15 protein-coding genes and 1 tRNA gene are annotated in these 24,231 nt (G+C 37.7%); 5 read left to right on the forward strand and 11 right to left on the reverse strand.

All coding sequences use genetic code 11. The features are described 5' to 3' along the window. Window positions 1-49 precede the first annotated feature (49 nt). Window positions 50-3,328, reverse strand: a complete 3,279-nt coding sequence (locus tag BC008_RS10855; RefSeq protein ID WP_027845296.1) for an NB-ARC domain-containing protein — start codon at window positions 3,326-3,328, stop codon at window positions 50-52. Window positions 3,329-3,354: 26 nt separating this feature from the next. Further along, window positions 3,355-4,323 carry a caspase family protein gene (locus BC008_RS10860; RefSeq protein WP_027845295.1) on the reverse strand — a complete coding sequence of 323 codons (969 nt, stop codon included), beginning with the start codon at window positions 4,321-4,323 and terminating at the stop codon, window positions 3,355-3,357. Window positions 4,324-4,499: 176 nt separating this feature from the next. On the opposite strand from BC008_RS10860, the gene BC008_RS51260 reads away from it, so the two are divergent. Beyond that, the gene (locus BC008_RS51260) at window positions 4,500-6,947 is read left to right on the forward strand and encodes an NACHT domain-containing protein (RefSeq protein ID WP_027845294.1); all 2,448 of its coding nucleotides are present in this window, start codon (window positions 4,500-4,502) and stop codon (window positions 6,945-6,947) included. Between the two features lie 35 nt (window positions 6,948-6,982). Here BC008_RS51260 and BC008_RS10870 read toward each other — a convergent pair whose 3' ends face one another. Further along, window positions 6,983-7,561 carry a Uma2 family endonuclease gene (locus tag BC008_RS10870; RefSeq protein ID WP_027845293.1) on the reverse strand — a complete coding sequence of 193 codons (579 nt, stop codon included), beginning with the start codon at window positions 7,559-7,561 and terminating at the stop codon, window positions 6,983-6,985. 697 nt (window positions 7,562-8,258) lie between these two features. Here BC008_RS10870 and rsgA point away from each other — a divergent pair. Beyond that, window positions 8,259-9,326: a ribosome small subunit-dependent GTPase A gene (gene rsgA, locus BC008_RS10875; RefSeq protein WP_027845292.1), complete on the forward strand. Its 1,068-nt coding sequence runs from the start codon at window positions 8,259-8,261 to the stop codon at window positions 9,324-9,326. A gap of 63 nt (window positions 9,327-9,389) precedes the next feature. Here the strand turns inward: rsgA and BC008_RS10880 are convergent, their stop codons facing one another. The 8 genes from BC008_RS10880 to BC008_RS10910 all read right to left on the reverse strand — a co-directional run bounded on the left by BC008_RS10880 (window position 9,390) and on the right by BC008_RS10910 (window position 20,256). Then, window positions 9,390-10,577, reverse strand: a complete 1,188-nt coding sequence (locus BC008_RS10880) for a TRC40/GET3/ArsA family transport-energizing ATPase (protein ID WP_027845291.1) — start codon at window positions 10,575-10,577, stop codon at window positions 9,390-9,392. A 38-nt stretch (window positions 10,578-10,615) separates the two neighbouring features. Further along, window positions 10,616-11,005: a DUF2358 domain-containing protein gene (locus tag BC008_RS10885; protein WP_027845290.1), complete on the reverse strand. Its 390-nt coding sequence runs from the start codon at window positions 11,003-11,005 to the stop codon at window positions 10,616-10,618. 283 nt (window positions 11,006-11,288) lie between these two features. Next, window positions 11,289-11,855 (reverse strand): hypothetical protein, encoded by a 567-nt coding sequence (locus tag BC008_RS10890; RefSeq protein ID WP_027845447.1) that lies wholly within the window; start codon window positions 11,853-11,855, stop codon window positions 11,289-11,291. A 187-nt stretch (window positions 11,856-12,042) separates the two neighbouring features. Continuing rightward, entirely contained in the window at window positions 12,043-13,065 is a 1,023-nt protein-coding gene (locus BC008_RS10895; protein WP_027845446.1) for a phosphodiester glycosidase family protein, read from the reverse strand. 835 nt (window positions 13,066-13,900) lie between these two features. Next, window positions 13,901-15,130, reverse strand: coding sequence for a DUF4912 domain-containing protein (locus BC008_RS10900; RefSeq protein WP_027845445.1), 1,230 nt, complete (start codon window positions 15,128-15,130; stop codon window positions 13,901-13,903). 1,111 nt (window positions 15,131-16,241) lie between these two features. Next, window positions 16,242-17,162 carry an SUMF1/EgtB/PvdO family nonheme iron enzyme gene (locus BC008_RS52690; RefSeq protein WP_063800760.1) on the reverse strand — a complete coding sequence of 307 codons (921 nt, stop codon included), beginning with the start codon at window positions 17,160-17,162 and terminating at the stop codon, window positions 16,242-16,244. A 16-nt stretch (window positions 17,163-17,178) separates the two neighbouring features. Next, a complete protein-coding gene (locus BC008_RS49420; RefSeq protein ID WP_161938103.1) occupies window positions 17,179-17,331 on the reverse strand; it encodes a hypothetical protein in 153 nt (50 codons plus the stop codon). 462 nt (window positions 17,332-17,793) lie between these two features. Further along, complete coding sequence (locus BC008_RS10910; protein ID WP_027845444.1) at window positions 17,794-20,256, reverse strand: IMS domain-containing protein; 2,463 nt, start codon at window positions 20,254-20,256, stop codon at window positions 17,794-17,796. Window positions 20,257-21,606: 1,350 nt separating this feature from the next. On the opposite strand from BC008_RS10910, the gene pdhA reads away from it, so the two are divergent. The 3 genes from pdhA to BC008_RS10925 all read left to right on the forward strand — a co-directional run bounded on the left by pdhA (window position 21,607) and on the right by BC008_RS10925 (window position 23,943). Beyond that, window positions 21,607-22,641, forward strand: coding sequence for a pyruvate dehydrogenase (acetyl-transferring) E1 component subunit alpha (gene pdhA / locus BC008_RS10915; protein ID WP_027847037.1), 1,035 nt, complete (start codon window positions 21,607-21,609; stop codon window positions 22,639-22,641). Between the two features lie 190 nt (window positions 22,642-22,831). Beyond that, complete coding sequence (locus BC008_RS10920; RefSeq protein WP_027846659.1) at window positions 22,832-23,704, forward strand: aldose epimerase family protein; 873 nt, start codon at window positions 22,832-22,834, stop codon at window positions 23,702-23,704. Window positions 23,705-23,871: 167 nt separating this feature from the next. Further along, a tRNA-Lys gene (locus BC008_RS10925) sits at window positions 23,872-23,943 on the forward strand. The last annotated feature ends 288 nt before the right edge of the window (window positions 23,944-24,231 follow it).

Genomic DNA, 24,231 nt, shown 5'->3' on the forward strand with positions numbered 1-24,231 from the left:
GTGGTAAAAAGTACTTTTTTACTCTTTTATTATTGATTTATTTAAGTAATTACCGATTGTGACAGTTAGAGTGCGGAAGATGGGTTTTATCATATGAGCTAGAGATAGCACGCTTGCCATCAGCTGTAATTGCCAAAGCATTTATCCAATCAGTATGCCCGAACAAAAAACTTTGATACTTGTCTTCTTCTTTATGCAAATTCCATAACTTTAAATTGTTATCGTTTGTAGCACAAACAACCCATTTCCCATCTGGTGTCATTGCTATTGCAGTAATTGTCTTAGCTTGAGTTTCCAGAACTCGTTTACATTCCCCATTTTTTAAATCCCATAACCTAAGCGTGCCATCCTTTGAAGCAGAAATAGCTTGTCGACCATCTGCTGTGACAGCTAAATCTGTAATCATATCGCTATGAACTTCGGGAAGGAAATTACATTCCAAATCATTTAAATTTATAAGCCATAAAATGTTATCTGATGCAATGAGAATAGATTCTTCACTATTTGTTATAAAAGCGATGCTAGTGGCTGGAAGGCTTTGATGAATAGTGAGTTTGCATCTGCTATTAGTTTTATGTCTCAGATCCCATACTTTTAGTTTGCCATCCAAGGAAGTTGAGACAGCTTGTTTCCCATCTGGAGTTAAAGCAAGAGCAGTAACTATGTCGTGGTGACCAGTGAGTTCAAGTTCACACTTCCCGCTACCTATATTCCATAATTTGAGAGTTTTGTCCTCAGAAGCAGAGATAGCGATAGCCTGTTTACCATCTGCTGTAACAGCTAAAGCCCTGACTGTATCATTATGTCTTTCAACAGATAATTTGGACTTTTGATTGCTTAAACTCCATAACTTCAAAGTGTAATCATCAGAAGCAGCAATTAAGTCTTCACTGGTAGGAATTATTGCGACGGCGTTTGCCCAATCGCTATCCTTGAGTATGAGTTCACAATTTCTTTGTTTTAAATTCCATAACTTGAGAGTTTTATCTGTTGAACTTGAAACAACTCGCATCTGGTCAGTTAAAAATATTACAGAGCAAATCGAACCTTCATGAGCCTTGAATGTATGTAGACATTCAAAATTTTCCAAGTTCCATAATTTTAAGATTCCTTCTGCTGAACCGGAAATAACTTGTTTGTGTTTCTGGAGTACTGCAACAGTTTGAATTGCACCCTGATGACCTTGGAAAGTACCAATACATTTCCGATTTTCTAAATCCCAAAGTTTTAGAGTTGAGTCAGATGAGGCTGAAATCGCTTGCATTTGTTCGGGAAGCACCGCTAAAGCATTGATAGAAGCTTCATGCGCCCTCAAAGTGTATTTATATTCACGTTTTTCTAAATCCCATAATTTAATATTTCCGTCTGCTGTTCCTGAAATTGCTTGCATTCGTTCAGGTATCAACGCCACAGTATACACAGAACTTGTATTTTCTTTAAAAGTATGTATACATTCCTGTTTTTCTAAGTCCCAGAGTTTAATACTTCCGTCTGCTGCTCCTGAAATTGCTTGCATTCGTTCAGGAATCAACTTCACAGTATAAATAATCGCATTATGACCATCAAGTGTGCATATTTGTTCGCCTGTATTTAGATTCCATAGCTTCAGACTTGTATCAGATGAACCAGAAAGAACATACTTACCATCAGCAGAAACTGCCAAGGTTTTGACATGATCGGAGTGACCAGTAAAGATACGTAATAAAGCAGTGTCAGCTTGGTGAAGGCTAGGAGTAAGAGTACGAAATAGAGGAAAAGGAGGTTTCTGTTGGAGAAGGGTCTCGATCGTAGTAGATGTGTCTCTCATCAAGCGACCCTGTAGTTGACTCCACAATTGTTTGCGATCTTGCTCTAAGATGTGGGCACTGAGTACAAGAGCTTTTTGTATTAAACGTAGTTCTACATCATCTAAAAGATAATTGAAATCAGCAATCAAAGCATAAGTATTTATAATCTCTAATTTTTTCTGTAGCCAGTTAAAATCCAGCAACAGTTCTCGTAAATCTGTCTCACGACCAGCACTAAATAAATGATATGCAAGATACTTAAAGAAATAGCCATCATCCGGAACTGTATGCCAACCATTAGTAGATTTACTCCAATATGCTGCTAAAAACTCCTCATTTAAAGCTTTTAAATCGCTATCGCTAACTAAGCTACGTAAATATTTATATAGTAAATTGTGCATTGAAACTAATTGCTCAGCTGCATTACCGGTTCTTCGCAATAAGTCTTTGCGGGTCAATATTATAATTAAAAAATCCACATCTGGCTCTTCCATATCATGATGAGTTTTTTGCCACAGAGTTGCAAGTGCTGCTTCCGGAATAGATGAGCCTGAAGGAAATATACATAATTCCCGATAGCACTCAGCATATGTTTTATTTTCATCTGCTAAGGCATCGATGCTAATTTTAAGTAATTGATAAATGCTACCACCTGGACGATTCAGACGTTTTAACTTGGTTTCTTGTAAGGCATCCCGCAAACTTTTCCAGCGCATACCGTCTTTTATTTGCGCTCCACAAAGAGATAATGCCAAAGGCAAATAATCACATTGTTTTGCCACTTCTCGTGCCACGTTTGGTAAAGTTTCTACTTCTTGTCCAACCCATTTTGCTAATAGGTCTAATGCCTGTTCGTTGTTGAAAAAATTCAGTTTATACTCCACAGCACCTAAATCAGTGATGATTCTGGCATCACAAGTGGTAAACAAAAGACAACAGCCTTCTCCCAAATCATTAAACGCCTTCACTTGCTCTACACGCGACACATCATCCAAGACAATTAAACAAGCCTTATCTTGCAAGCCTTGAAGTTGCAATTCATGCAGGGAATTCTCTTGTCTCATGTCTAACCAGAATACCCCATCAGAAAATTGCTGTTGCACCTCCTTGTCACGAACTAGTGCAGATGCTAATACTGTTTTACCAATACCAGCCATTCCATGCACACCTACTTTATGAGATGATTGCAAATCAGTCTGTTTTTTTGGTGTAATTAATTGTTTAAGCCTTTCTATTTCTTGAGTACGCCGTATAAAATGAGGTGGTAGATCTGGGTAATATTTTTTATTCGATGTCTTTGGATGCTCCTCTAAAGCTTTAAGGAAAACCTTTCGAATTACCTCAGCATGTATCGTCTGATAAGTAAGATCACCAATGTGAATATCCTTACCCTGCCCAATATTGACAATGGAATTACCATATTGAAACGATATCCTTTCACTACCTTCGTAAGCTTGACGCAGGATTTCAATATCTTCATCGGTTGCAGTACCTGCTGTAAGTTTTTCAAAAATAACCTTAATTTCATCGGGGGTAGGCATTTATTATCCTTGTCACTTTACAGTAGTTATTTGTGATAAACATCACCAATGTGAAGACCGTGAGCTTCATTAATATTAGTAATAAATTTTCCATGCTGGTTTATAACATCAGCAATTTTATTTATCTTTTGCATCGCCTCAGATTTAATTTCATCCCATCCCTTATCGGGTAAACCTTTACCACCCCGCAGTTTTGTAATGACAAAATCTCCTGCATCCATATCAAAATGAGGGGTTTGCTTTGCGTCATATAACTGACGCGCACTTTCTGGTACAACCTTACCCAGATGATTCATGATGTTAGAAACTCGAACTTCTGTATCACCTGGTTTGTTACCCGCACCTTGCAAAGCTTCGAGAAAATGATAAGTGTAGATACTGCTAGAATCATCTTTAATCCAAGATTTTTGCTCGCCTTCCGATGATGTAAAAACGACTCTACCTTTACCTTGTTTCAAATTATCAATTAAGCTTTTGGATGGTGGAACTTCTACAAAACCTTGAGGAAGTTTAAAAGCAGGGGTAGTTTTACCTTCTTTAGATGTTGCCATACCTGCAGCATGACAGCTATCAATTACAACTAATAAACGTTCGGCTTGAATTTGGCGTAATGCATCGGTGAAAGTTTCAGCAGCTAATGCAGATTCTGTTAAGTCGAAAGGATCGATATCATGTTGTATCAGATAGTAGCTATTGTTATTCTCTTCGAGCCAACCATGTCCTGAATAGTAAACAAACACGGTAGCTTGAGAGTCAGAATCTGCTTTTGCTTTTAACCAATTCAGTCCTTCTAAAATACCTTCTTTCGTCGCATCTTGATTATTCAGCACCCGAATATGTTCTTCGTTATCAGGATAAGCACATAGTTCCGGATCGATTAAAGCTGCATAAATTGCTTGAGTATCTTTTACGGTTACTGGTAATGACAAATTACTATAAGCAGATTCCCCGACGCCAATTAATAGTGCATAACCGTGAGTAAATTGTTCGCTCATTTCTGTGTTACTGATTAAGTTTATTTAGTTTTTTGCTCTTTCCAATGCTTTTACCCAGAACTAACTGAGAAGTTACATGACCTATATATAATAAATAATACAAACAGCTAACAGCACTTTTGATTGTTGTCATATCTCCCAACGTTTAGCAAAATGCATGACTTGTGTAGATATCAATGAGTTCTAATGAAGAATTAAGAGCCATTTTTGACCGTATCGCTGATGGGGAAGAAACCGAGGACGATATAAAGACCCTGCGGAGAATTTTGCGCTTGCGTGACGGTTCAATACAAGTGGGTAAGGATATCGTCAATATTGCAGATGGTAGAAATATTCAGATTGGCGATCGCATTTATTACGGTACAGATGCTGAAACTATCAAGGAAGTATTGCATTTAGTTCTGCAAGAAAAGCAAAAAGCTAAACGTCCCCGAAATGAAAAACTGTTGCTCCAAGCAGTGAAAGAAGAAGTTAAAGCCCGACTAAAGGGGTCTTTACACAATGCAGTATTAATAAATTTGGGTAAGGAAGCTCAACCGGAACAAGTAAAATGTCCTTGGAGTTCAGATATTAAAATTGGGAACCGCAAGCGTGAACCTATCCCCCACAGTACCAGTATTTTAGAAGTTTTTGAGCAAGAAGAAATTGCGGATCAGTTACTGATTTTGGGGGATCCTGGTGCTGGGAAAACTACTACAATGTTAGATTTAGCTGAATCTTTGATTGTACGAGCTCAAAAAGAAGCTGATTATCCAATTCCGGTGCTGCTTAATCTCTCCAATTGGAAAGATGACGAACAGTCGATCCATAAATGGTTAGTATTAGAACTAAATTCAAAGTATGGGGTGCGTCAGGATGTTGGTACTAACTGGGTAGATGAGGCTAAATTGCTACCAATGCTTGATGGTTTGGATGAATTAGAATCAATTCGTCAAGAACCATGCGTGCAGAAAATTAATGAATTTTTGCAAAGTGAATCGCGATCGCAGTATTTGGTTGTGTGTAGTCGTCGAGAAGAGTATGAGAAAGTTGTTCGACAACAAATAGAAAATGATGAGCAGGATTTAGAGGAGACTTCACCAAAGCAGGAGACACGCTTACATCTGAATGGAGCTATTGTGCTGCAACCACTTACAGATGAGAAAATAAAAACATATTTAGCGCAATTAAACCAAATAGAATTTTGGGAAACCCTGCAAGATGATGCAGAACTATTAAGACTCCTAAGAAAACCCTTATTTTTGTCGATTTTAGGATTTATTTCCTTTGATAAAAATTTATCTCTTTATGAATGGGGAAAACTGACACCAACTAAAGAACGAATTCAATCCCTTCTCGATGCTTACTGGGAAACTGCTATTGGTAGAGAGCTTGTAACATCACAAATGGAATCGCAGGGACTTAAGAGTCTTAGTTATCGAAATAAAAATCCTCCCAGTAGAAGGAAAACCCGTAAATGGCTAGTTTATTTGGCGCAGCAGTTACAAGAAGAGTCCCAAACTGAGTTTTTGATTGAAGAAATGCAGCCTTATCTTTTTCTTAAAAAAAAGCATCATCAATGGCTGTATTGGTTTCTACTTTTTGCTATTAATACATTATGCGTCGGAATCATTTCTACAAGTGCTTTATTACCATATTTTCAGCCACCTAATAATTTCGTAATTATCCAAAATATCTTTATCGGCTTGTTTGGCGTTTTCATGTTGACAGCAGAAACTAAAGCAGATGGAGTGCGGTTAATAGAATATCCTTGGATTCATCTATTTTGCTGGCTCTTCAAACGAGATTTACCAAAAGAATTTAAGCAGCACGTACCTATAATTCATGATATCGATCTTTCTCAGAAATTAAAGATAAGAATTCCATCACTACAAGAAATTGAAAGATATTTTATATTTCCACTGAAGGGATTGTTCTTAGTTCATTCCAAATTTTCATTGATGCCGATAGTAGTGTTGATGTATGGAACGCATATGATGTCAGCCAAAATAATGTATGTGATTGGAGCAAAAAAGAGAGGATTAAAACAAAGAGAAGATATTGTACAGATAAGTCTAAATGTTAATTCACAAATGAAAGAGTTCCGCCAATCATCTTACTCTCATCATTATTTAATATTTTTATTAACAATCAATTATCTTGAATTTATTGAGCAACAAGGAGGATTTTTACTAAACTTTATATTGAATCTCATAGGAAAAATATTTTCCGTATTTTCCTGTGGATTAATCGCTCCTTTTATCTTTATATCTTTATTTTTAGTCAAGCCAATTGAAAACAGTAATATTCCAAACCAAGGTTTCTACGAAACACTAAAAATTGCATTAATTGTAACCTGGATTCAGGGTTTTTATATTTACTATATTATCTCCTCGAATATAAAACAAAATATTTGGAGTACAGCTATTTCTTTTACTCTTTGGATTTTGCTAAGTTTTAGTTTCTCATCTTTAGCTAAACATCTTTCTCTTCGCACCATTCTTTACTGCAATGGCTACATTCCCTGGAACTACGCCCACTTTCTCGACTATTGCACCGAACGCTTATTTCTCCAACGTATTGGTGGACGCTATCGCTTCATTCACCGACTACTACAAGAGTATTTTGCAGCAATGACTTTGTGAAAATTACCCAGTTATTGTAAATAAAAGTTTATTTTTTATTCCCAAATTTTTTGCATATTAAGTACAAATCCAGATAATACACTTTCCCCCGACAAAGTTTGAGGTAACTTTAAAATCTCAATATCTTGTCCCGGACGATAAATTTCTACTTCCTGTTTTTTGCGATTTATCAACCAACCCAAACGACAACCATTGGCGATATATTCTTGCATTTTGTTTTGAGTTTTCTTCAAACTATCATTAGGTGAAAGTATTTCAATCACAAAGTCAGGACAAAGGGGAATAAATTTTTCTTTTTGTTCTTTACTCAAAGTATCCCAACGAGATTTTTCCACCCAAGAAACATCGGGAGAACGGTCAGCACCTGATGGTAAAGTAAATCCAGTTGATGAATCAAAAACTTCCCCAAGTTGCTTTTGTTCGTTCCATAACCATATCTGAGCATTAATATTGGAGTTAGTTTTTCCTGTTTCTCCTCCCGTAGGTGGCATTATAATTAAATCTCCTTGGGTATTGCGTTCTAGTTTTAAGTCAGGGTTTGCTTGACACAGTTTATAAAATTGCTCTGGGGTGAGCTTAATTACAGAATTTAAGTTTAATGTGAATGATGTCATAGCAGTCTTTCCTATCTTTTTATTGGCGATGAATGCGATCGCTAAAAATCTACCTTTATTTTGTTCTAGATTTTTTAGGACTTACGCACTCGTTAGGAATTTTCATTAGCGGATCCGTAAGGTAGCGGCTCCGTAGGTAGCGCAGCTATAGCTATAGCGTGACCGCAAGGTCATTGGTTTGGGATTGCTATTTCCTAACGGAAACGCTATAGCTGCGCTACGTACCGAGCTGCTAACCTATCGTCGCAATGACTACAATTAAGTTGTCTGTGGGTAAGTCTTATTTTTGTTCTGAGGGGTATCGACATTATCCTTCATCCTGAACGAACGAGGTTTACTGCATTTAAACTTTCTTAATTTCTCATCAAACACATCTTTTTCTGCACGAGCTATACTCGTAATGAGCATGGCTGTAAGTAGTAAGGAGAAGGAATATGACTGAGTCGGTGGTTCGCTTCATAGATCAAACCCTGAAAATACGGCTTACAGAGGTTTCTGCATTTACACAGACTTTCTTGCATTAGACATCCATAGAAAATAAATAATGTAGAGATGTATCATGCTACGTCTCTATCAGGATTTTGTGGGAAACGTATAATTCTTTTCCTGCAGATGTCTTTTGAGTTGCGAATGTAGTCTGAAGTTAAAATACCTCTGTACAGCCATCTCTACAAAAGGCTTTACATAGAGGAAAACAATGAATTTAGAACTACTTGGCTGGAGCAATTGGTTTGCTTCTAGCTTTGAGCAATTGGCTATGGAAGGATATTTTCTGGCTAGAGTTGCTCAAGAATATAAAGGTGGCTATCTTTTATATGCAGAATTTGGTGAAATAGCAGGTGTACTAGCAGGTAAACTTCGACATGAAGCGACATCTTCTCAAAATTTACCAGCAGTGGGTGACTGGGTTGCTGCTACCCAACCAAATAATTCGACTCAAGCAATTATTCACCAAGTTTTACCCCGTAAAAGTAAATTCTCCCGCAAGGTTGCGGGTGCTAAAACACAAGAACAAATGATTGCAACCAATATTGATACGGTATTTCTCGTATGTGGGTTGGATGATAACTTTAACTTGAGACGGATCGAACGCTATTTGGTGCTGACCTGGGAAAGTGGTGCAAATCCAGTCATTATCCTCAATAAAGTGGATCTATGCGAATTTTGGGAACAAAAAGTGCTGGAAGTAGAAGCGATCGCTCCAGGAGTTCCAATTATTGCAATCAGTGCTATTACTTTGCATGAACGAGGATTGGAAATATTGCAACCTTACCTACAGCTTGGACAAACCATAGTTTTACTTGGTTCTTCGGGTGTGGGTAAATCAACTCTAACCAATCAAATTATTGGAAAAGAGGTTCATGTGGTGCAGACAGTGCGTCAAGGTGACAGCAAAGGTCGACATACTACCACTAGTAGTGAGTTACTTTGTTTACCTTCTGGAGCATTATTAATAGATACACCAGGAATGCGAGAACTCCAATTGTGGGATGTACAAGACGGTTTGCAAGAAACCTTTGCAGACATTGAAACACTCGCGGAGCAATGTCGTTTTCGCGACTGTCAACATCAACATGAACCGGGTTGTGCTGTTCGAGAAGCACTTGCAGAAGGAATTTTAGACCAGAAGCGTTTTCTGAATTACCAAAAACTGCAAAAGGAAAAAAATTACCTCGCCAGAAAGCAAAATCAGAGAGAATCTCTCAACACCAAAGCCAGATGGAAGCAGAGAACTAAAGCAATACGAAACCATCACAAACGGTGAAGTCAGTTATCAGTGAACAGTTAACAATAATCAAAAAACTGATAACTGACAACTGATAACTGATTAAACCTTCGCAGGTTCAGCAAAGCGGATTTTCAGATAATCTTCTTCCATTTTTGCTCCTGCAGGTTGTAGTGCAGCTAAAGCCTGGGGTAGAACTAAATTGCGTCGATGATTACCAATAGTAATATTTAATTCATCGGCGCTTTTACTCAATTGCACTTGCTCTTTGGGAATCCCAGGTAAGTATAATTCCAAAGTATATTGTTCGTTATTTTGCACAACTCTGATAGTAGTTTCTTTGTAATAAACTTGGGTGGGATCTTCTTCTTTATAAAGAGTTTCTTTGAGTCTTTCTAAAGCAGCCATACCACACATCTCTTCCGAGAATAGAGGAACTTCTTTCACCGGTAAAGGAAGGAAGTTATCGTGAATTTCCTGACGATAATGTTGCTGATTTGCTTTCCAACGTTGGAAAAATGGGTCTTGAACTTCGTCAGGAATAATCCGATTTGCAATCACTAAATCTGTTGCTACATTGTATAAACTTAAATAAGCATGGGCGCGCAATGATTCTTTGATGACCATTTTTTCTGGGTTTGCAACCAGACGTACTGAAGTTTGATTGTTATCTGTTAACACTTTTTCTAGTGCTTCAATTTGCTCGTAAAATTCATAAGGAGCATCCATAACTTCTTTATCTGGTAGGGAAAACCCAGCAATCGGTTTAAACAAAGGTTCAACCAAAGGTCTGAGTGCTACCGAAATATTTTGGAATGGTTTGTAGAAACGGCGCATGTACCAACCGCCAACTTCCGGTAAACTTAATAGCCGCAACGCCGTACCTGTAGGAGCGGAATCAATAATTAGTACATCAAAATCACCTTCATCATAATGACGCTTCATTCTTACCAAGCCGAAGATTTCATCCATTCCCGGTAAGATTGCTAATTCTTCCGCTTGTACCCCTTCTAGACCCCTTGCTTGTAAAACTTGGGTAATATAACGCTTTACAGAACCCCAGTTTCCTTCTAATTCTTGCAATGCATCTAATTCCGCGCCCCATAAGTTGGGGCGAACTTGCTTGGGTTCATGTCCTAGTTCAATATCAAAACTATCTGCTAAGGAATGAGCCGGATCCGTACTTAAAACCAACGTTCGATAGCCAAGTTCCGCACAACGAAGTCCAGTCGCAGCAGCAACGGAGGTCTTACCCACTCCTCCTTTACCAGTCATCAGAATTACGCGCATGAATAATTTGCCTGAGATATCGTTTACATTTATTTACATTATCGACTGTTTAAGGAAAAGAAATGCTGTTTTAGTACATCAAAACGCGAACAATACCAATAATCAATATGAGAAACGATTAAATTTTCCGAATTTGTCTTTAATTCACTCCAGCCAGAAATTGAAATTCGGGGTTTCCAAGGTAGGGGAGTATTCCAGCTTAAAGTCCACTCAGTTTTAATAAAATCTTTCTCTTGGCGGATGCCATGTACGTCCATTTTGATATTTAAAAACCAAGTTTGAATAAACTGAATCATTTTTTTATAGCGTTCAAGACCGCGAAACTTGGTCATCGGATCTTGAAAATAAACATTATCAGCGTAGATGCTATAAGTTTGATCTACAGGAAATTTTTTGTAATCTGCTTTGAGGGTTTCAATGATGTCCATGATTTTGGGGATAGGGGATTGGCGACTGGGGATAGCACTGCATGCCCCCGCGACTGGAGCTTGGCTATAGGGGATTAGGGATTGTGACGCGACAGCGTCATATGATAATGAGTAATTGATCGCTGTTAAGTAAGTAGGCAAGAAAAAAGTAAACTATGTAAAGAAATATAAAATACTCGTATTTGGCTCGTAGTAGCGCTTTAGCGCTAAAGCGCTATTACAAACAAGTTATGATTTTTCTTACTAACCTACTTAACTGTTAACTGTTAACTGACAACTGATTTCAATCCACATCGTTCCAAAGTTGTTCTAATCGACGTCGCCAAGCCCCCAATACTTGTTCTCGTTCCTGTGAAGTTTGTTCTCGATCACCCATCAAACCTTCAGCATAAAACCGATCTAAGGTTTGCATTGTTGCTTCTAACGACTGTCCTTGAATTTTTGCAGTTGCAATAATTCGCCGGATACGGCTTTCAATCAGATTATTGAAAACATCATTTATACCAGCCTGCTGCAAAGAAACAAGACGCGTAACAGCACTCTTAAAATCTTCAACAGTCAAACTTTCCCTGGTGTGCTGAAAAACTCCCCAAATTACACCTTGATTTAAGGCGTAACGAACTTCCTGGGTATCATCGAAGTTTGCTTCTAAAAATTGTTCTAAAAAAGGCTGTGCTTCCTGAAATGTCAAAATCGGTAACAGTAGTCGCAACCAACTTTCATCTTCAGAAAGCAAAACCAATAGGCGAAAACTAGGCATTTCTACTTGCCAAGAGCCGCGTTCAACTACATTGACTGTAGTTGTACCAAATAACTCTTTGAGAGTATCCGTAATTTCTGAAGGTGTCATATGATGCTTACTTGTTCCTACCTCCAGACTATCGTTAAAATTAACCTATTTATCATCTTTATCTTTTTAAAAGTTATACAGTAAACTCAAAATTCAGGGCTTCAGTGATGGGATAAAGTAAACAGAAAACAGAGAAAATAAATAACAATTAACTCCATCGCCTATCACCTATCATCAGTCATTCAGCCTAACTGTTTCTTTTATAAATCAAAAATACTGAACCAATTGGACCCAGATTTTCTAGGTAAACTTTATTGTTGTAATAAAGTCCTGGAGACATTCCACCATCAAATAGCATTCCCTCTTGAATCTTGCCTAAACAGTTATTACGAGCAATACCTTTTAAAACATCATCAAACATATGAGGTAGAAGTTCTCGATTCGATGAGGATATTTCAATGGATGAATTTGCTTTAGCATCGTTTACTAACAAAATGACATAGCCTTTATTAGTAATCGCAGCCATCGAGCGATTTATTGCTCCCTTACAAGCTAGTTCCCCTAAAGCCTGACAAATATCTTTAAATCTACCGTTAATGTAAAATCTGCCATTTCCCCCAACTACATTGTAATTTAAACTTTCACTGTTTCTTCTACCAACTTTTATCGTTGCTCTTCTCTGGCTTGGCTTCCCCCCTGAAATTCCAAAGGAAGAACGTTTATTTTTAAATGCTCCAGAATATTCTACTCCCCGGGAGATGTTTAATCCTTGGGGTTTATTTTCAGTATCAATATAGTCAGCATTAATAGCTGCTAGAGGTAATCTTCCATTTAATTTGGCGTTTTCCTCATTGACAAGCTCATAAAATAATTTGGGTACATATTCTTTCTTAATTTTACCGTGATTAGTTTTGCTATAAATTTTATGGTTTAAACCAACATTAACTTTAAAATCTAATTCCTCAGACTTGGGATTTAAAATAATTACATGATTAATTCCTTTCTCATATTGCTCGCCCAAATTATTGGTTTTTATGAAGGCAATGCTAGAATTTTTATCCTTACCAAAACAATATTCTTTTGAATCTTTTTCTTGAATTTCTTCTTGATTATTTTCTTGATTGCTTTCTATCACTTCTGTTTCAATCGGAGCTTTTTGAATCCCTTGACTGTCAGCAATTTCAATATTTTCAATATTTTTACAACCTGTAAATAAATTTAGGATAACTGCTGTTATCAACCATGAATAAAATATATTTTGCTTAGACATATATTAATTTTACTGAGAGATTAATCTAAAGATTTAGTTATTGCACAGAGGTTTAGCATTTTAAGTATCTACACGATCTATGGATGATAATACTAATTGAGAAATTTCTAAATAAAAAAATATACTTATTTATTCAAGAAGGCGTAGGTCGATGTGCTGTTACAGGTAAAAATTATCTTATTGTCAGTTTCTCTGTGGAAATCCAAGTCTTGAGGCTCTGATTTAACGAAGGAAGAAGGAAGGAGGAAGAAGGAACCCCATTAATAAATTAAGGGGATTTGATAAGGAAAAAGTTTATATTTCTCCAGAGGCGAAGCCGTCGCCGCAGGCTCTTAATAGAATTAAGGGGCTTGTATCCCTTTTGGTCGTAAGAAAGAAGGATTAATTTACATACAAATTTATTACACTTCTTCCTTCTTCCCTCTTCCCTCTTCCTTCCGACGTAGTCGGTCATGTTCTCTTAATTACTTATTATTAAATCTGCAGGGGAGAAAGGAACAGTGATGCATCAGCAAAACGTCTCCCTAAGCGAGAACCCAAAGCCCCCCGTCCGGCGTAGCCACCCTGCAGGGTGGGAATACGCACCAAGAGAGGGCAAAAAGGAAGAAAGAGTTTCCAGTTTTTCGCACATGTATAGGAATTATAAGTATTTACCGAACTCTTTACTTGCGTATAACACCACAGTATTTTCTATTCTTATGTAGAAAAATGTGAGAAAACAAAAACCGCTACAAAATATTCTGTAGCGGTTTGAAAATAAAGTTCAATATCTGAATTTTTGTTAATCTGAAATCTCAAATTTTAAATCTCAAATCTCACATTCCTTCAGCAAAAATTAGGAAAACCATTCTAAAACAGCTTCTTCCTTAGTATTGGTGTGACGCGAGGGTGTTTCACGATTGAACTTCATGTGAATTGAACGGGTTTGTTCACCATCAACTGCAACAGCTTTAATTGGATAGTCAATTAAACCGTCTTGGAAGGACATCTGGAAGCGGAAAGTTCCGTCGGGATTGAGTTGAATTTGGCGATCACCAATGGTTACTGTAGCATCAGGTTCGGTAGCACCGTAAACAATCAACTCCGCATCAGCAATTAACCAGAACTTGCGGGGACGAACTGGTGGTGCAGAAGCAGAAAAACCAACACCAGACATATTTAAGCCTGATACATTAGGCTGCGCCCACATACCAACGCCGGAGGGGAAGATGTAGGAACTAATTGCTTGCTCTGGAGCCATTGAGCCAGGTACGTGGTGCATAGAACCAAAGATAGAACCAGCAACTCGCATTGCTTCAGCAGATTCTGCCATACCAAAGATTTGGTCGTAAATCTGGTTACCGGTAGTAACACCAGGTTCTGGTTGTTTCTTGGAAGGAGGTACGAGTTCGTATTTAGTCTGACCGCGTAAATCTTCTTCGAAGTCAACGGTAATGAAAATATCTTCAATCCAGTCGGAGGGATAAACAGGAGGAGTGTGGACTGTTGCAGAACGAGCCAATACTAACCAGCGACCGTCAGCACAACGATAACCAATGTCAATCACATAATCGCGATCGCTTACTGGAATAGGTATGTACCATTCTCTCGCTAACTCATCAGAAGGATATTCCTGAATGCTGTGGGGGCTTTGGTGTTCTAAGTCGATGTCGGTAACATCATAAATTCTTAGGGCGAGTTGTTGTCCTCCCTGTCTTCTCAATTCTTCTTTATGCTCGTTGGGTACATCCCAGTAAGCATAAGCCCATTGAGGATCGCGAGGCATTAAAACAATTCGACTTTCGCCGTAACCTGCGGGTAAATCGTTTAGTCCTTCATCAACATCAGCAAGGTTACCACCAGTGCGATCTACTTGACCCAACTCAAATTTTGCTGCTTCCACGGTTTCTTGTGCCTCCGGCGAACGAGATTGATTAACAGAAATCTTTTTGCGTTCTACTTCTTGAACTGCTGCTAATAGCTGCGCTTTTCGCATCCTGCTGTAGCGGGAGACGCCATATTCACTGGCAACTCTACGTAGTTGCCTCAATGTCATCTCTTCTAATGGTGGGCGTTCTTTTGCCATGAATTCGGTCTCCAGTATTTTAGGAACGGTAAATTCGTTATTATTTACCCCAGTTCAGCATACTTCGATAGATTTTCCATCTATCTCAGATAAACTCTCGATTTGACGAATCCTGGTTTTTTATGTGCTTATTTTAGATAGGCTTATAAATCGGCAAACTTTTAAACTAGGTGTCTAAAGTTACTAAGTATTAGGTGCCATCCAACCTGTTTGCGGTTTCTTAACTAGAGATTAATCGCCCCCATATCTCCTTTCATCAACCATCTTTAGTGCGAACAGGAGTAGAGTTTGTATATTTTCTCGGTTAAGGATTTACTCTTTTGTGATTCCTACTGATGCCAAAATTAGCACTTCACTTTCAGGAACGGAGTAAAACTGTCGTTAAATAAATATTAACCAGCAATGCCACCGAGGGATCAAGGGGGTTGAGGAGTCTTTTTGACTCCTTGAACGGACTTATAAGCCCTTGAGGGATTGTTAAGTCATCAAATCATGACATTTTATCCCTTGAAAGCTGACTAAACACCCCTGAATAGCTTAATTTGTCATGATTGCATGACAATAATAGTAATACTGCGGTTGCGAGGGCGGAATCACCTAGTATTTACCAGTGATGAGATGGCGATCGCGCTACTTTATTATTTGATGATATATTTGCCGCATTAATAGCAGTAATAATACTAACTAATGTATTAACGAGGTATAAAAAATACTTGTAATTTGAGTCGCCTAATTTAACCTAGTACTGTCAAAACTGGAAATTTAAAAATCGATAGCTTATTTTCTGCAAAAAAATCGAGTCGCTAGACAGGGGCAATAAGGAAAAAAGAAAGGAATGTAAAGGAAAACCTAGAGGCATAAAATACTACAAAAAATCATTCCCAAACGCGCAGACTACACGAAAACTGAAGTCGCCGTTGGATTTGTCGCGCCCAACAGATCTATTGACGTTGAGGCGGAACGCGGAACGGCAGTAATTAGGATAGTAGATCCAGGAACCGCCCCGCAGTACGGCACGACCTGTTACCCGAGAAAAATTATTATTCTCACTTAGCCAAGCACTACCATCTGTCGGCGCACCATTATAGTCTAAATGCCAATCATCAAGACACTATTCCCAAACGTTACCGTGCATATCGTATAGCCCAAAGGCATTAGACACAAAGCTACCCACAGGAGTTGTTCCTTGTCCAACAAAGGGAATTAATGATAATAATGATGCCTCAATGTTAGGCTGACAGCTTGCCAACTCAGTTGTAATTGTTTCGCCAAAGTTAAATGGAGTAGTTGTGCCTGCCCTACAAGCATATTCCCATTGTGCTTCACTGGGAAGAGAATATTGTCTTCCAGTATGATTTGACAGTCTGGCACAAAATTCAACAGCGTCATACCAGGAAACTTGTTCTACTGGTCTGTTATCACCTTTGAAATGAGAAGAATCTGGTTTTAAATCGCAGTTAACTCTGGGTAATCCTGCTACGGCTTTCCATTGTTTTTGAGTTACAGGATGTTTACCCATCCAGAATGATGGAACTCTTACTTCGCGTTGTGGGCGTTCCGAATCACCGCTACCTTCTTCCGTTTTTGGTGCACCCATTATAAAACTACCACCAGGAATCCAAACCATTTCTAAAGAAATTTGATTCCCCAGTTTTTCAGTAAAATATTGATTTCCGTGGTAATGATAATTAATTGATTTTGTTTCTTTTGTGATGGTTGCAAATTTAAATGTAAAAGTATTTATTTGAGGAGAATTTTCAGCTTTCCCTAATACTTTCGAAGATTCTGTGACAGGTTGATAATTATTGATTTGGGGGAAGTTTTCAGGTATTTCTGGGACTTTTAGAGATTCTGTAATGGGTTGATTCTTTTGAGAATATTGTGTATTAGATTTTGGATTTTGATTATTATTTTGCGTTAATAAATTATTATATTTTCTCTGTACTTCTTGCAATTGAGGATTACCACTATTTTGTTTAATTGCACCAGAAATCAGTTCTGTTAATCGACCTTGTGCCTCAAAAACTTTCACTAAGTTAAAAGCGATCTCAATTTAAATCTTCACCCCCAGCCATTTCATGTAAGTTCTCACCAAATCGATCTTGTAGCATTATCGCTAATTTAGTTTCAGTGAAAAAAGCACTGCATAATGCTTCTCTTATTTGTTTGAGGAGATAACCAGGAACTTTTACATAATTCATTGATAGCTACTTGAATATCTATAAAAATATCAATTACTACTGTAACTGTATTTAAGTAACTACATTACTTTGAACAAAATTTTCACAAACTTTGCTTTCGAGTTTTATATTCTGATTATCTGAAAAGCTTTTGAAAAATAGTTTTTGTGTAATTATTACAATTATTCTTGTTTTTTAAACCGATATTGACCCTTGTAAAGAATTTTCAAATTGAATCGCTACTATAACTTCATTAAAAACTCTTTGAAACATATCTTGGTCATTTAATATTTGTTTTTAGCCTAAACAAGTAGGTGATAAAAACAGGTGTTTATTTCCCTCACAGTCATCCCATCCATTTTTTAATTCTATCCGTTGCTCAATCTGTCCACATTTACAACGAACCACTAAAGAAATGTTATTAGAAAATTTATTAGTTACTTTTTTCTAAATTATTGATAACCAAATCATAAAATACATTAATCAATCATTCTTGCTCACAGTACTAAGCACTGACATCTCTTGAATTCGCCATGCATTATTGACCTTTACCAAATCATATTTAACACGGATAGTTTCGTTGTAAGACTGTCGGTTATTGATTTGACCGTTTTGATAAAACTTGGCTGCTTCGGTCACCGATGCAACGACACTAGCATTCTTTTCATCAATAGGAGTGACTTTTAAACTAGTTGAATCTAATCTGTGTTGGAACATTCGATAGCGATTCGCTGCTTTCTCCTGACGCACGATTCTTTCCCATTGCGACAACGACTGACCAGTCAAAGCTTGTCTTAAACTATCAATATCGTGTCTTTGTCCCAAAGCACGGGTTTTTGCAAGTAACCAATTACGAATTACAGTTTCAGCAGTACTTTCGCTAAAATCTGGTGACTTGGGTTCCTCGTTTAAACGGGGAATTTCTACAGGTGGTTGATTAATTGCAATTGCTAACTGTTCTTCTGGTTTAGCTGTTGGTGGAGGCAAAATCTTTTTTATCCATCCCAAAGCAGTACTTCCCAACAAGAAAATTAAAGCTACTCCAGCAACCGAAGCTAATAGCAATCTAATTCGGCGATCTATCCCAACCGAAATGTAACCAGAATTTGGTCTTTGCAAATTACCCTGATGGATATTTCCTTGGTGAGTATCTGAGGTGCGGGAATTAGTTCGAGTACGCTGACGCCTGGATGTTGCAGTTGCTCCAGAATTTGTATTCTTTGAACTGTTTAAATGCGAACCGTTTAAGTGGGAACCATTTAAATGTGAACCGGAAATGTTTGAATTTGATTGAGTTTCCCGACTAAATCGCTCTCGAGTATCTGTAGGTACAGATGTTCTGTGTATGTTACCGTTGCCGTTATTTGTCTGTAATGATTTTCTTGAAGAATTGGAAGAATAAGAATTAGAAGAATAAGAATAATCTTGTCTTTTTGAATTTTGATGTTCGGAAAATCTCTGGCGATCAGAGTTATTAATCTCCTGGGATTGTCGATAATTTACATTTCTACTATTGGGACCTTGAGAAGTATTTGCTCGTGCAGTTTTATGGGTTGAATTTTGATATGTGGAATTTTGATGTTGAGAATTTTGATATTGAGGATTTTGGTGTTGAGAATTTTGATTATTAAGCTTCCACTCTTTTCTTACTTCTCGTTCCACAGGTAAAGCTTCCAAATAAGCTTGCACTTGTGAATCAGCAAAATAATCTTTCAGGGAAAACTGTTGTGTTACTAGGTCGCGAAAATGGGCAAACACTTCATTTTGTAACCATCGCTCGCTGTAAAGACAAAGCCCTGGTAACAAGTCAGGAGAGTTTTGGGAATTCTCGCGGATAAAAGCTAAAGCTTCATACTCTTGAGAAAGTTCTAAAGCATAAATTGCTTCTTCTGTTTGTCCCAATAATAAAGCACATAGAGATTGCTCCAAATGCACATCTTGACGCTTTCCCAAACTCATCAGCATTTTCTTTCCTTGACGAATCAATGCTGGTTGACGTTGGGCAAATCCGCGTGCTATCAAAGCATAAACAGCTAAGTAAGTTGCTACTGCAGAAGGACGCCTACTTTCGGCCTCAAATATTTTTTGTTGTTCGGCAGCCGTTAAATAATGACGTAACTGCTGAATAAAACGTAGGAAATCATCAATATTTAATCCAGATCTATCATCCCCATCGCCGTCTATTCCGTGACGTTGCTCTAAAACCTCTTCTAATAACCGCAAACCCTGCTGTCTTTCGGCTTTTTTCTCTAAAGGTAAAGCTAGTAACTCCAGAATTCGATAGGGACATAACCGGTCGAGATCCGATTGAATTTCCGCTTGAATGTTAGGGAACATATTTTCCCGATACAGAAGTTCTCTACCTGTTTCTAAAGAAGTCGCAGCATTTTCATGATTACCTTGTTGCCATTCTTCCCGACCTAATTCCAAACAAGCAAGAGCAACAGTGAGGACAATATCAGGACGTTCACCGGGATCGAATCTGGGTGTATCTTGAGTTAATTGTCTATCTAAAGCTTGGGATACTGAATTGTTAGTTATATAAGGACTACCCAACTTTAAAACAAGTTCGTATTCTCCTAACTCTTGAAGAATCAATAAAGCACCTACGAGTTCATCTTCGGCAATTTCTATATTTAAAGATTGAGGTTCTGTATTGCCAATATTATTTTGTAGCCGTTCCTCAACAGCCACTGTACCGTCGGTTGTATCATCCGGATAATATGAATTTGATAGATATAGTCGATCGTAGGCTTTACGATCTTTCGGATTAGATAAAACCACGTAAGCTTCTTCTATGAGTTGTTTGCGAGAATCTATTGCTGCTTGGGAGTATTCGCGACGTGGTAATCCGACCATACGATCGCTATAAGCTTGCCGCAACTGTTCCTCACTTGCCGCCAATGGTAGTCCTAAAATTCGGTAGTAATCTAGCGGAATTCGCACAGCCTATTTCCCCTGCAGCGCGATCGACATAAAAAATTTACCTATAGTCTTTTTGGTTTATAAAAATTTACTTTGTTACGCCGTGCCACAATAATAACGCTTTACCCACGTATCACAAGTATTTACTGTAACAACCTCATATTCATTGCTACTTGAAAAATAATTAATCTGGATAGTACGTGGAAGCCTTATGTAATGGTGTATGGCGTTCATTTATCTAGATATTTTATTTATAAAAAACTGTGGTTACATAACTTTCTTCGAGAATTTCATAATTTCATAATTTCATAATATTTACCTCCTGCAGTTTTTCAGCTTACGGTATAAATAATGCACTTACATAAGTATGGTTATATATTTTTGAGTTGATAGATATCTAGATTTCAACTGTGAAGCTGAAGCTTGATATAGCGTACTTTTAACTCAGGGAACATCAGGATAAGTTTACATAATTAAAGCTGATGCTATGAGAAACAAATATTACCATTTAATGAAGTGCTGCGCAATCACCTAGAGAGGTATCTAAATTTTTGCTAGTATTTTTAAGGCTTTTAGTCTCTGAAGCTCTGAGGGTTTGAGGTTTTTGGGAAGGCAAGATTGAAATTTTAATATACACGATTTAAGTTTTATGACTTGAATCTGCCTATTCAAGCTTGATTACTTGTTGCTTAAATTTATAGGTAGTTCAAATTTATAGCTTCAAAGGTTGACTTAAAGATTTACAGATAAAGCTGAAATTACCAAAGCTCTTAAGAATAAACAAAAATGCGATTGACGATGATTCTTAAGAGCATTGAGATAAAAATACTGAGTTTAATCTATATCAGATGGGAAATATGACTGGAGCTAAATAATTTATGACTTAAATTTATGACTTAAGGTTTGTGAATTAAGGTTTTAGCTTAAGGTCTTATAGCGGATTGCAACTAAGTGAGGTACAGTTCAAAAACTGAAAGTCAGTTATAAAGCAGATTCTACTCCTGACTCCTGTCTTCTGACTCCTGAATTCTGCTGTATATTGTTCCAAAACTTTTATTGGAAGTAAGGTTTGCGTAAAAACCGATGGAAGTGAAGACGGACATTCGTCACAATGCGTCGTAATTCTTCATTCAACTGCAAGTTACTTCCCTCAAGTCAACTCTTGTAAATATATTGCATACGACTTGACGATCATTTTTTCTTATCTCAATTATTAAGCCAAACTAGATTGAAAAAACAAATAAATAAATTATGATTGATAACTACAATTGATTGAAACGGGTCAAACTGTGGGAAATCGCAGCTAAAAATCAATAAAATTAGTTTATCTAAAATGGTAACTTTAAATTTTATAGGGGAACTGGAGAAATAATGGTTCAAGAACGCACACTACCGAACTTTAATGCAGCCACAGCCCAGATAACCAAACAGGAAGGATTGCGGTTATACGAAGACATGGTTTTAGGGCGTGTGTTTGAAGATAAATGCGCTGAAATGTATTACAGGGGCAAAATGTTTGGTTTTGTCCACCTTTACAACGGTCAAGAAGCGGTTTCAAGCGGTGTTATTCAAGCAATGCGACCCGGTGAAGATTTTGTTTGTAGCACCTACCGCGACCACGTACACGCCCTCAGCGCCGGTGTCCCAGCAAAAGAAGTCATGGCAGAACTTTTTGGTAAAGCCACAGGCTGTTCTAAAGGACGGGGTGGGAGCATGCATATGTTCTCTGCTGAGCATAAACTCTTGGGAGGTTACGCCTTTGTCGCCGAGGGAATTCCCGTTGCTGCAGGTGCAGCCTTTCAATCTAAGTACCGGCGTGAAGTTTTGGGTGATGAAAATGCCGATCAGGTCACAGCTTGCTTTTTTGGCGATGGGGCTTGTAACAATGGTCAGTTTTTTGAAACCTTAAATATGGCAGCATTATGGAAACTGCCAATTATTTTTGTGGTAGAAAATAATAAGTGGGCAATTGGTATGGCTCACGATCGCGCTACTTCCGACCCAGAAATTTACAAGAAAGCCAGCGTATTCAACATGGTTGGAGTGGAAGTCGATGGAATGGATGTCTTAGCAGTCCATGAAGTGGCAAAAGAAGCTGTTGCTCGCGCTCGGGCGGGAGAAGGTCCTACACTAATTGAAGCTTTGACTTATCGTTTCCGGGGTCATTCCTTAGCGGATCCAGATGAAATGCGGACCCAAGACGAAAAAGAATATTGGTTTTCCCGCGATCCAATTAAAAAGTTTGCAGCTTATCTTCAAGAGCAAAATTTAGCTTCTCAAGGAGAAATCAAAAGTATTGATAAGAAAATTCAAGAACTTATTGATGAAGCAGTAAAATTTGCTGAAAGTAGTCCCGAGCCAGATCCTAGTGAACTATATCGCTTCATATTTGCTGAAGATAATTAAAAAATTGGGTAATGGTTAATTAATTGGTAATGGGTAATGGGTAATGGGTAATTGGTAATTTGTAATTACCAATTCCGAGTCTGTGCTCCCTAATCCCCAATCCCCAATCCCCAATCCCCAATCCCCATATGCCGCTTGCGGCGCACGCAGTGCTATCCCCAATCCCTAATCCCCAATCCAAAAAAAAATCGTGTTTTCTATTTCTCTTCAACAGAAACAGTACAAAACTTATATCCTCAGCGATCGGACTACTGATTCCGAGTTGGAAGTTGTTCCGGAACGTGGTGGTATCATCACAAAATGGCGCGTTGGGGGTAAAGATATTCTTTACCTGGACGAACAAAGATTTGTAGACCCACAATTAAGCGTGCGTGGTGGAGTTCCAATTTTATTCCCCATTTGTGGCAACTTACCCGATAATACCTACACTTACGAAGAGCAACAGTACACCCTCAAACAACATGGTTTTGCTCGTAATTTACCTTGGAAAGCCCAAGGAATTGTTAGTGATGAAGGAGTAAGAATTAAACTAACTCTCAATAGTTGTGAGCAAACAAGGTCAGTTTATCCATTTGATTTTAGCTTGTGCTTTACTTACAAAATTCATGGTGAGACCTTAGAAATTCAGCAGTGCTATTCTAATCTTTCTAATTCTGCACCAATGGTATTTTCCACTGGTTTCCATCCATATTTCCTAACTACCGATAAAACTCAGCTACAGTTTGAAATTCCTTCATCGGAATATCAAGACCAAAATACCAAGGATATTCACAAGTTCAACGGAAAATTTGACTTCGAACGAGATGAAATTGATGTGGCGTTTAAGCAATTAAATAGTCAATCAGCTACTACTATCGACCATAGTCGTAAATTGAAATTAAAATTCGATTACGATGATACCTTTTCAACTTTAGTTTTCTGGACCCTTAAGGGTAGAAACTTTTATTGTTTAGAGCCTTGGAGCGCTCCACGTAACTCTTTAAATACTGGTGAAAGTTTAATTACTCTGGAGCCAGAAGCTGACTACTTGGCTACTTTTCGCTTGACCGCAAATTTTTTCTAGATTTTTTTCAAAATCTTTTACCAAATTTGAAAAGTTTATGCTATTATTCGATAGTCGCTGGTTGAAAACGAGAAATCAATTGAAACCAAATAGTACCATATATTTAATGGTAACTATTATGAAAGTGACAAATTCAGATCTAATAGATATAAATTTAATAGGTCAACGGGTCGCTAACTCAACGGTAGAGTACTCGGCTTTTAACCGATTAGTTCTGGGTTCGAATCCCAGGCGACCCATATGAAAATCAAATCCAAACTATTTGTTTTGAATTAATTGTGATTTTAAGATATTGATAGTTTTTAAATATTCTGATTTTGCGTATTTTTAGGCCAAAAAACATTAATTTTGCAAGGTTCTAATTATGTAAGAGTTTTGAACTAGAAAATTTTAATCTGGAAAATATGAGTTCTACAGAAAATAAATTTACAAATATGAATCTACAGAAATAAATCTATAAGGTTTTAAGGGGTCGTCAAAGCGTTTATCCTTGTCCAGCTTAAACTTGCTTAACAGAAGTACACGTG

This window comes from Mastigocoleus testarum BC008 (assembly GCF_001456025.1).
Taxonomy (GTDB): domain Bacteria; phylum Cyanobacteriota; class Cyanobacteriia; order Cyanobacteriales; family Nostocaceae; genus Mastigocoleus; species Mastigocoleus testarum.

What these genes read in the sequence shown, in the direction of transcription:
- BC008_RS10855 (WP_027845296.1), bottom strand. Translation starts at nt 3,328, where the DNA reads ATGCCTACCCCCGATGAAATTAAGGTTATTTTTGAAAAACTTACAGCA.
- BC008_RS10860 (WP_027845295.1), bottom strand. Translation starts at nt 4,323, where the DNA reads ATGAGCGAACAATTTACTCACGGTTATGCACTATTAATTGGCGTCGGG.
- BC008_RS51260 (WP_027845294.1), top strand. Translation starts at nt 4,500, where the DNA reads ATGAGTTCTAATGAAGAATTAAGAGCCATTTTTGACCGTATCGCTGAT.
- BC008_RS10870 (WP_027845293.1), bottom strand. Translation starts at nt 7,561, where the DNA reads ATGACATCATTCACATTAAACTTAAATTCTGTAATTAAGCTCACCCCA.
- rsgA (WP_027845292.1), top strand. Translation starts at nt 8,259, where the DNA reads ATGAATTTAGAACTACTTGGCTGGAGCAATTGGTTTGCTTCTAGCTTT.
- BC008_RS10880 (WP_027845291.1), bottom strand. Translation starts at nt 10,577, where the DNA reads ATGCGCGTAATTCTGATGACTGGTAAAGGAGGAGTGGGTAAGACCTCC.
- BC008_RS10885 (WP_027845290.1), bottom strand. Translation starts at nt 11,005, where the DNA reads ATGGACATCATTGAAACCCTCAAAGCAGATTACAAAAAATTTCCTGTA.
- BC008_RS10890 (WP_027845447.1), bottom strand. Translation starts at nt 11,855, where the DNA reads ATGACACCTTCAGAAATTACGGATACTCTCAAAGAGTTATTTGGTACA.
- BC008_RS10895 (WP_027845446.1), bottom strand. Translation starts at nt 13,065, where the DNA reads ATGTCTAAGCAAAATATATTTTATTCATGGTTGATAACAGCAGTTATC.
- BC008_RS10900 (WP_027845445.1), bottom strand. Translation starts at nt 15,130, where the DNA reads ATGGCAAAAGAACGCCCACCATTAGAAGAGATGACATTGAGGCAACTA.
- BC008_RS49420 (WP_161938103.1), bottom strand. Translation starts at nt 17,331, where the DNA reads ATGAATTATGTAAAAGTTCCTGGTTATCTCCTCAAACAAATAAGAGAA.
- pdhA (WP_027847037.1), top strand. Translation starts at nt 21,607, where the DNA reads ATGGTTCAAGAACGCACACTACCGAACTTTAATGCAGCCACAGCCCAG.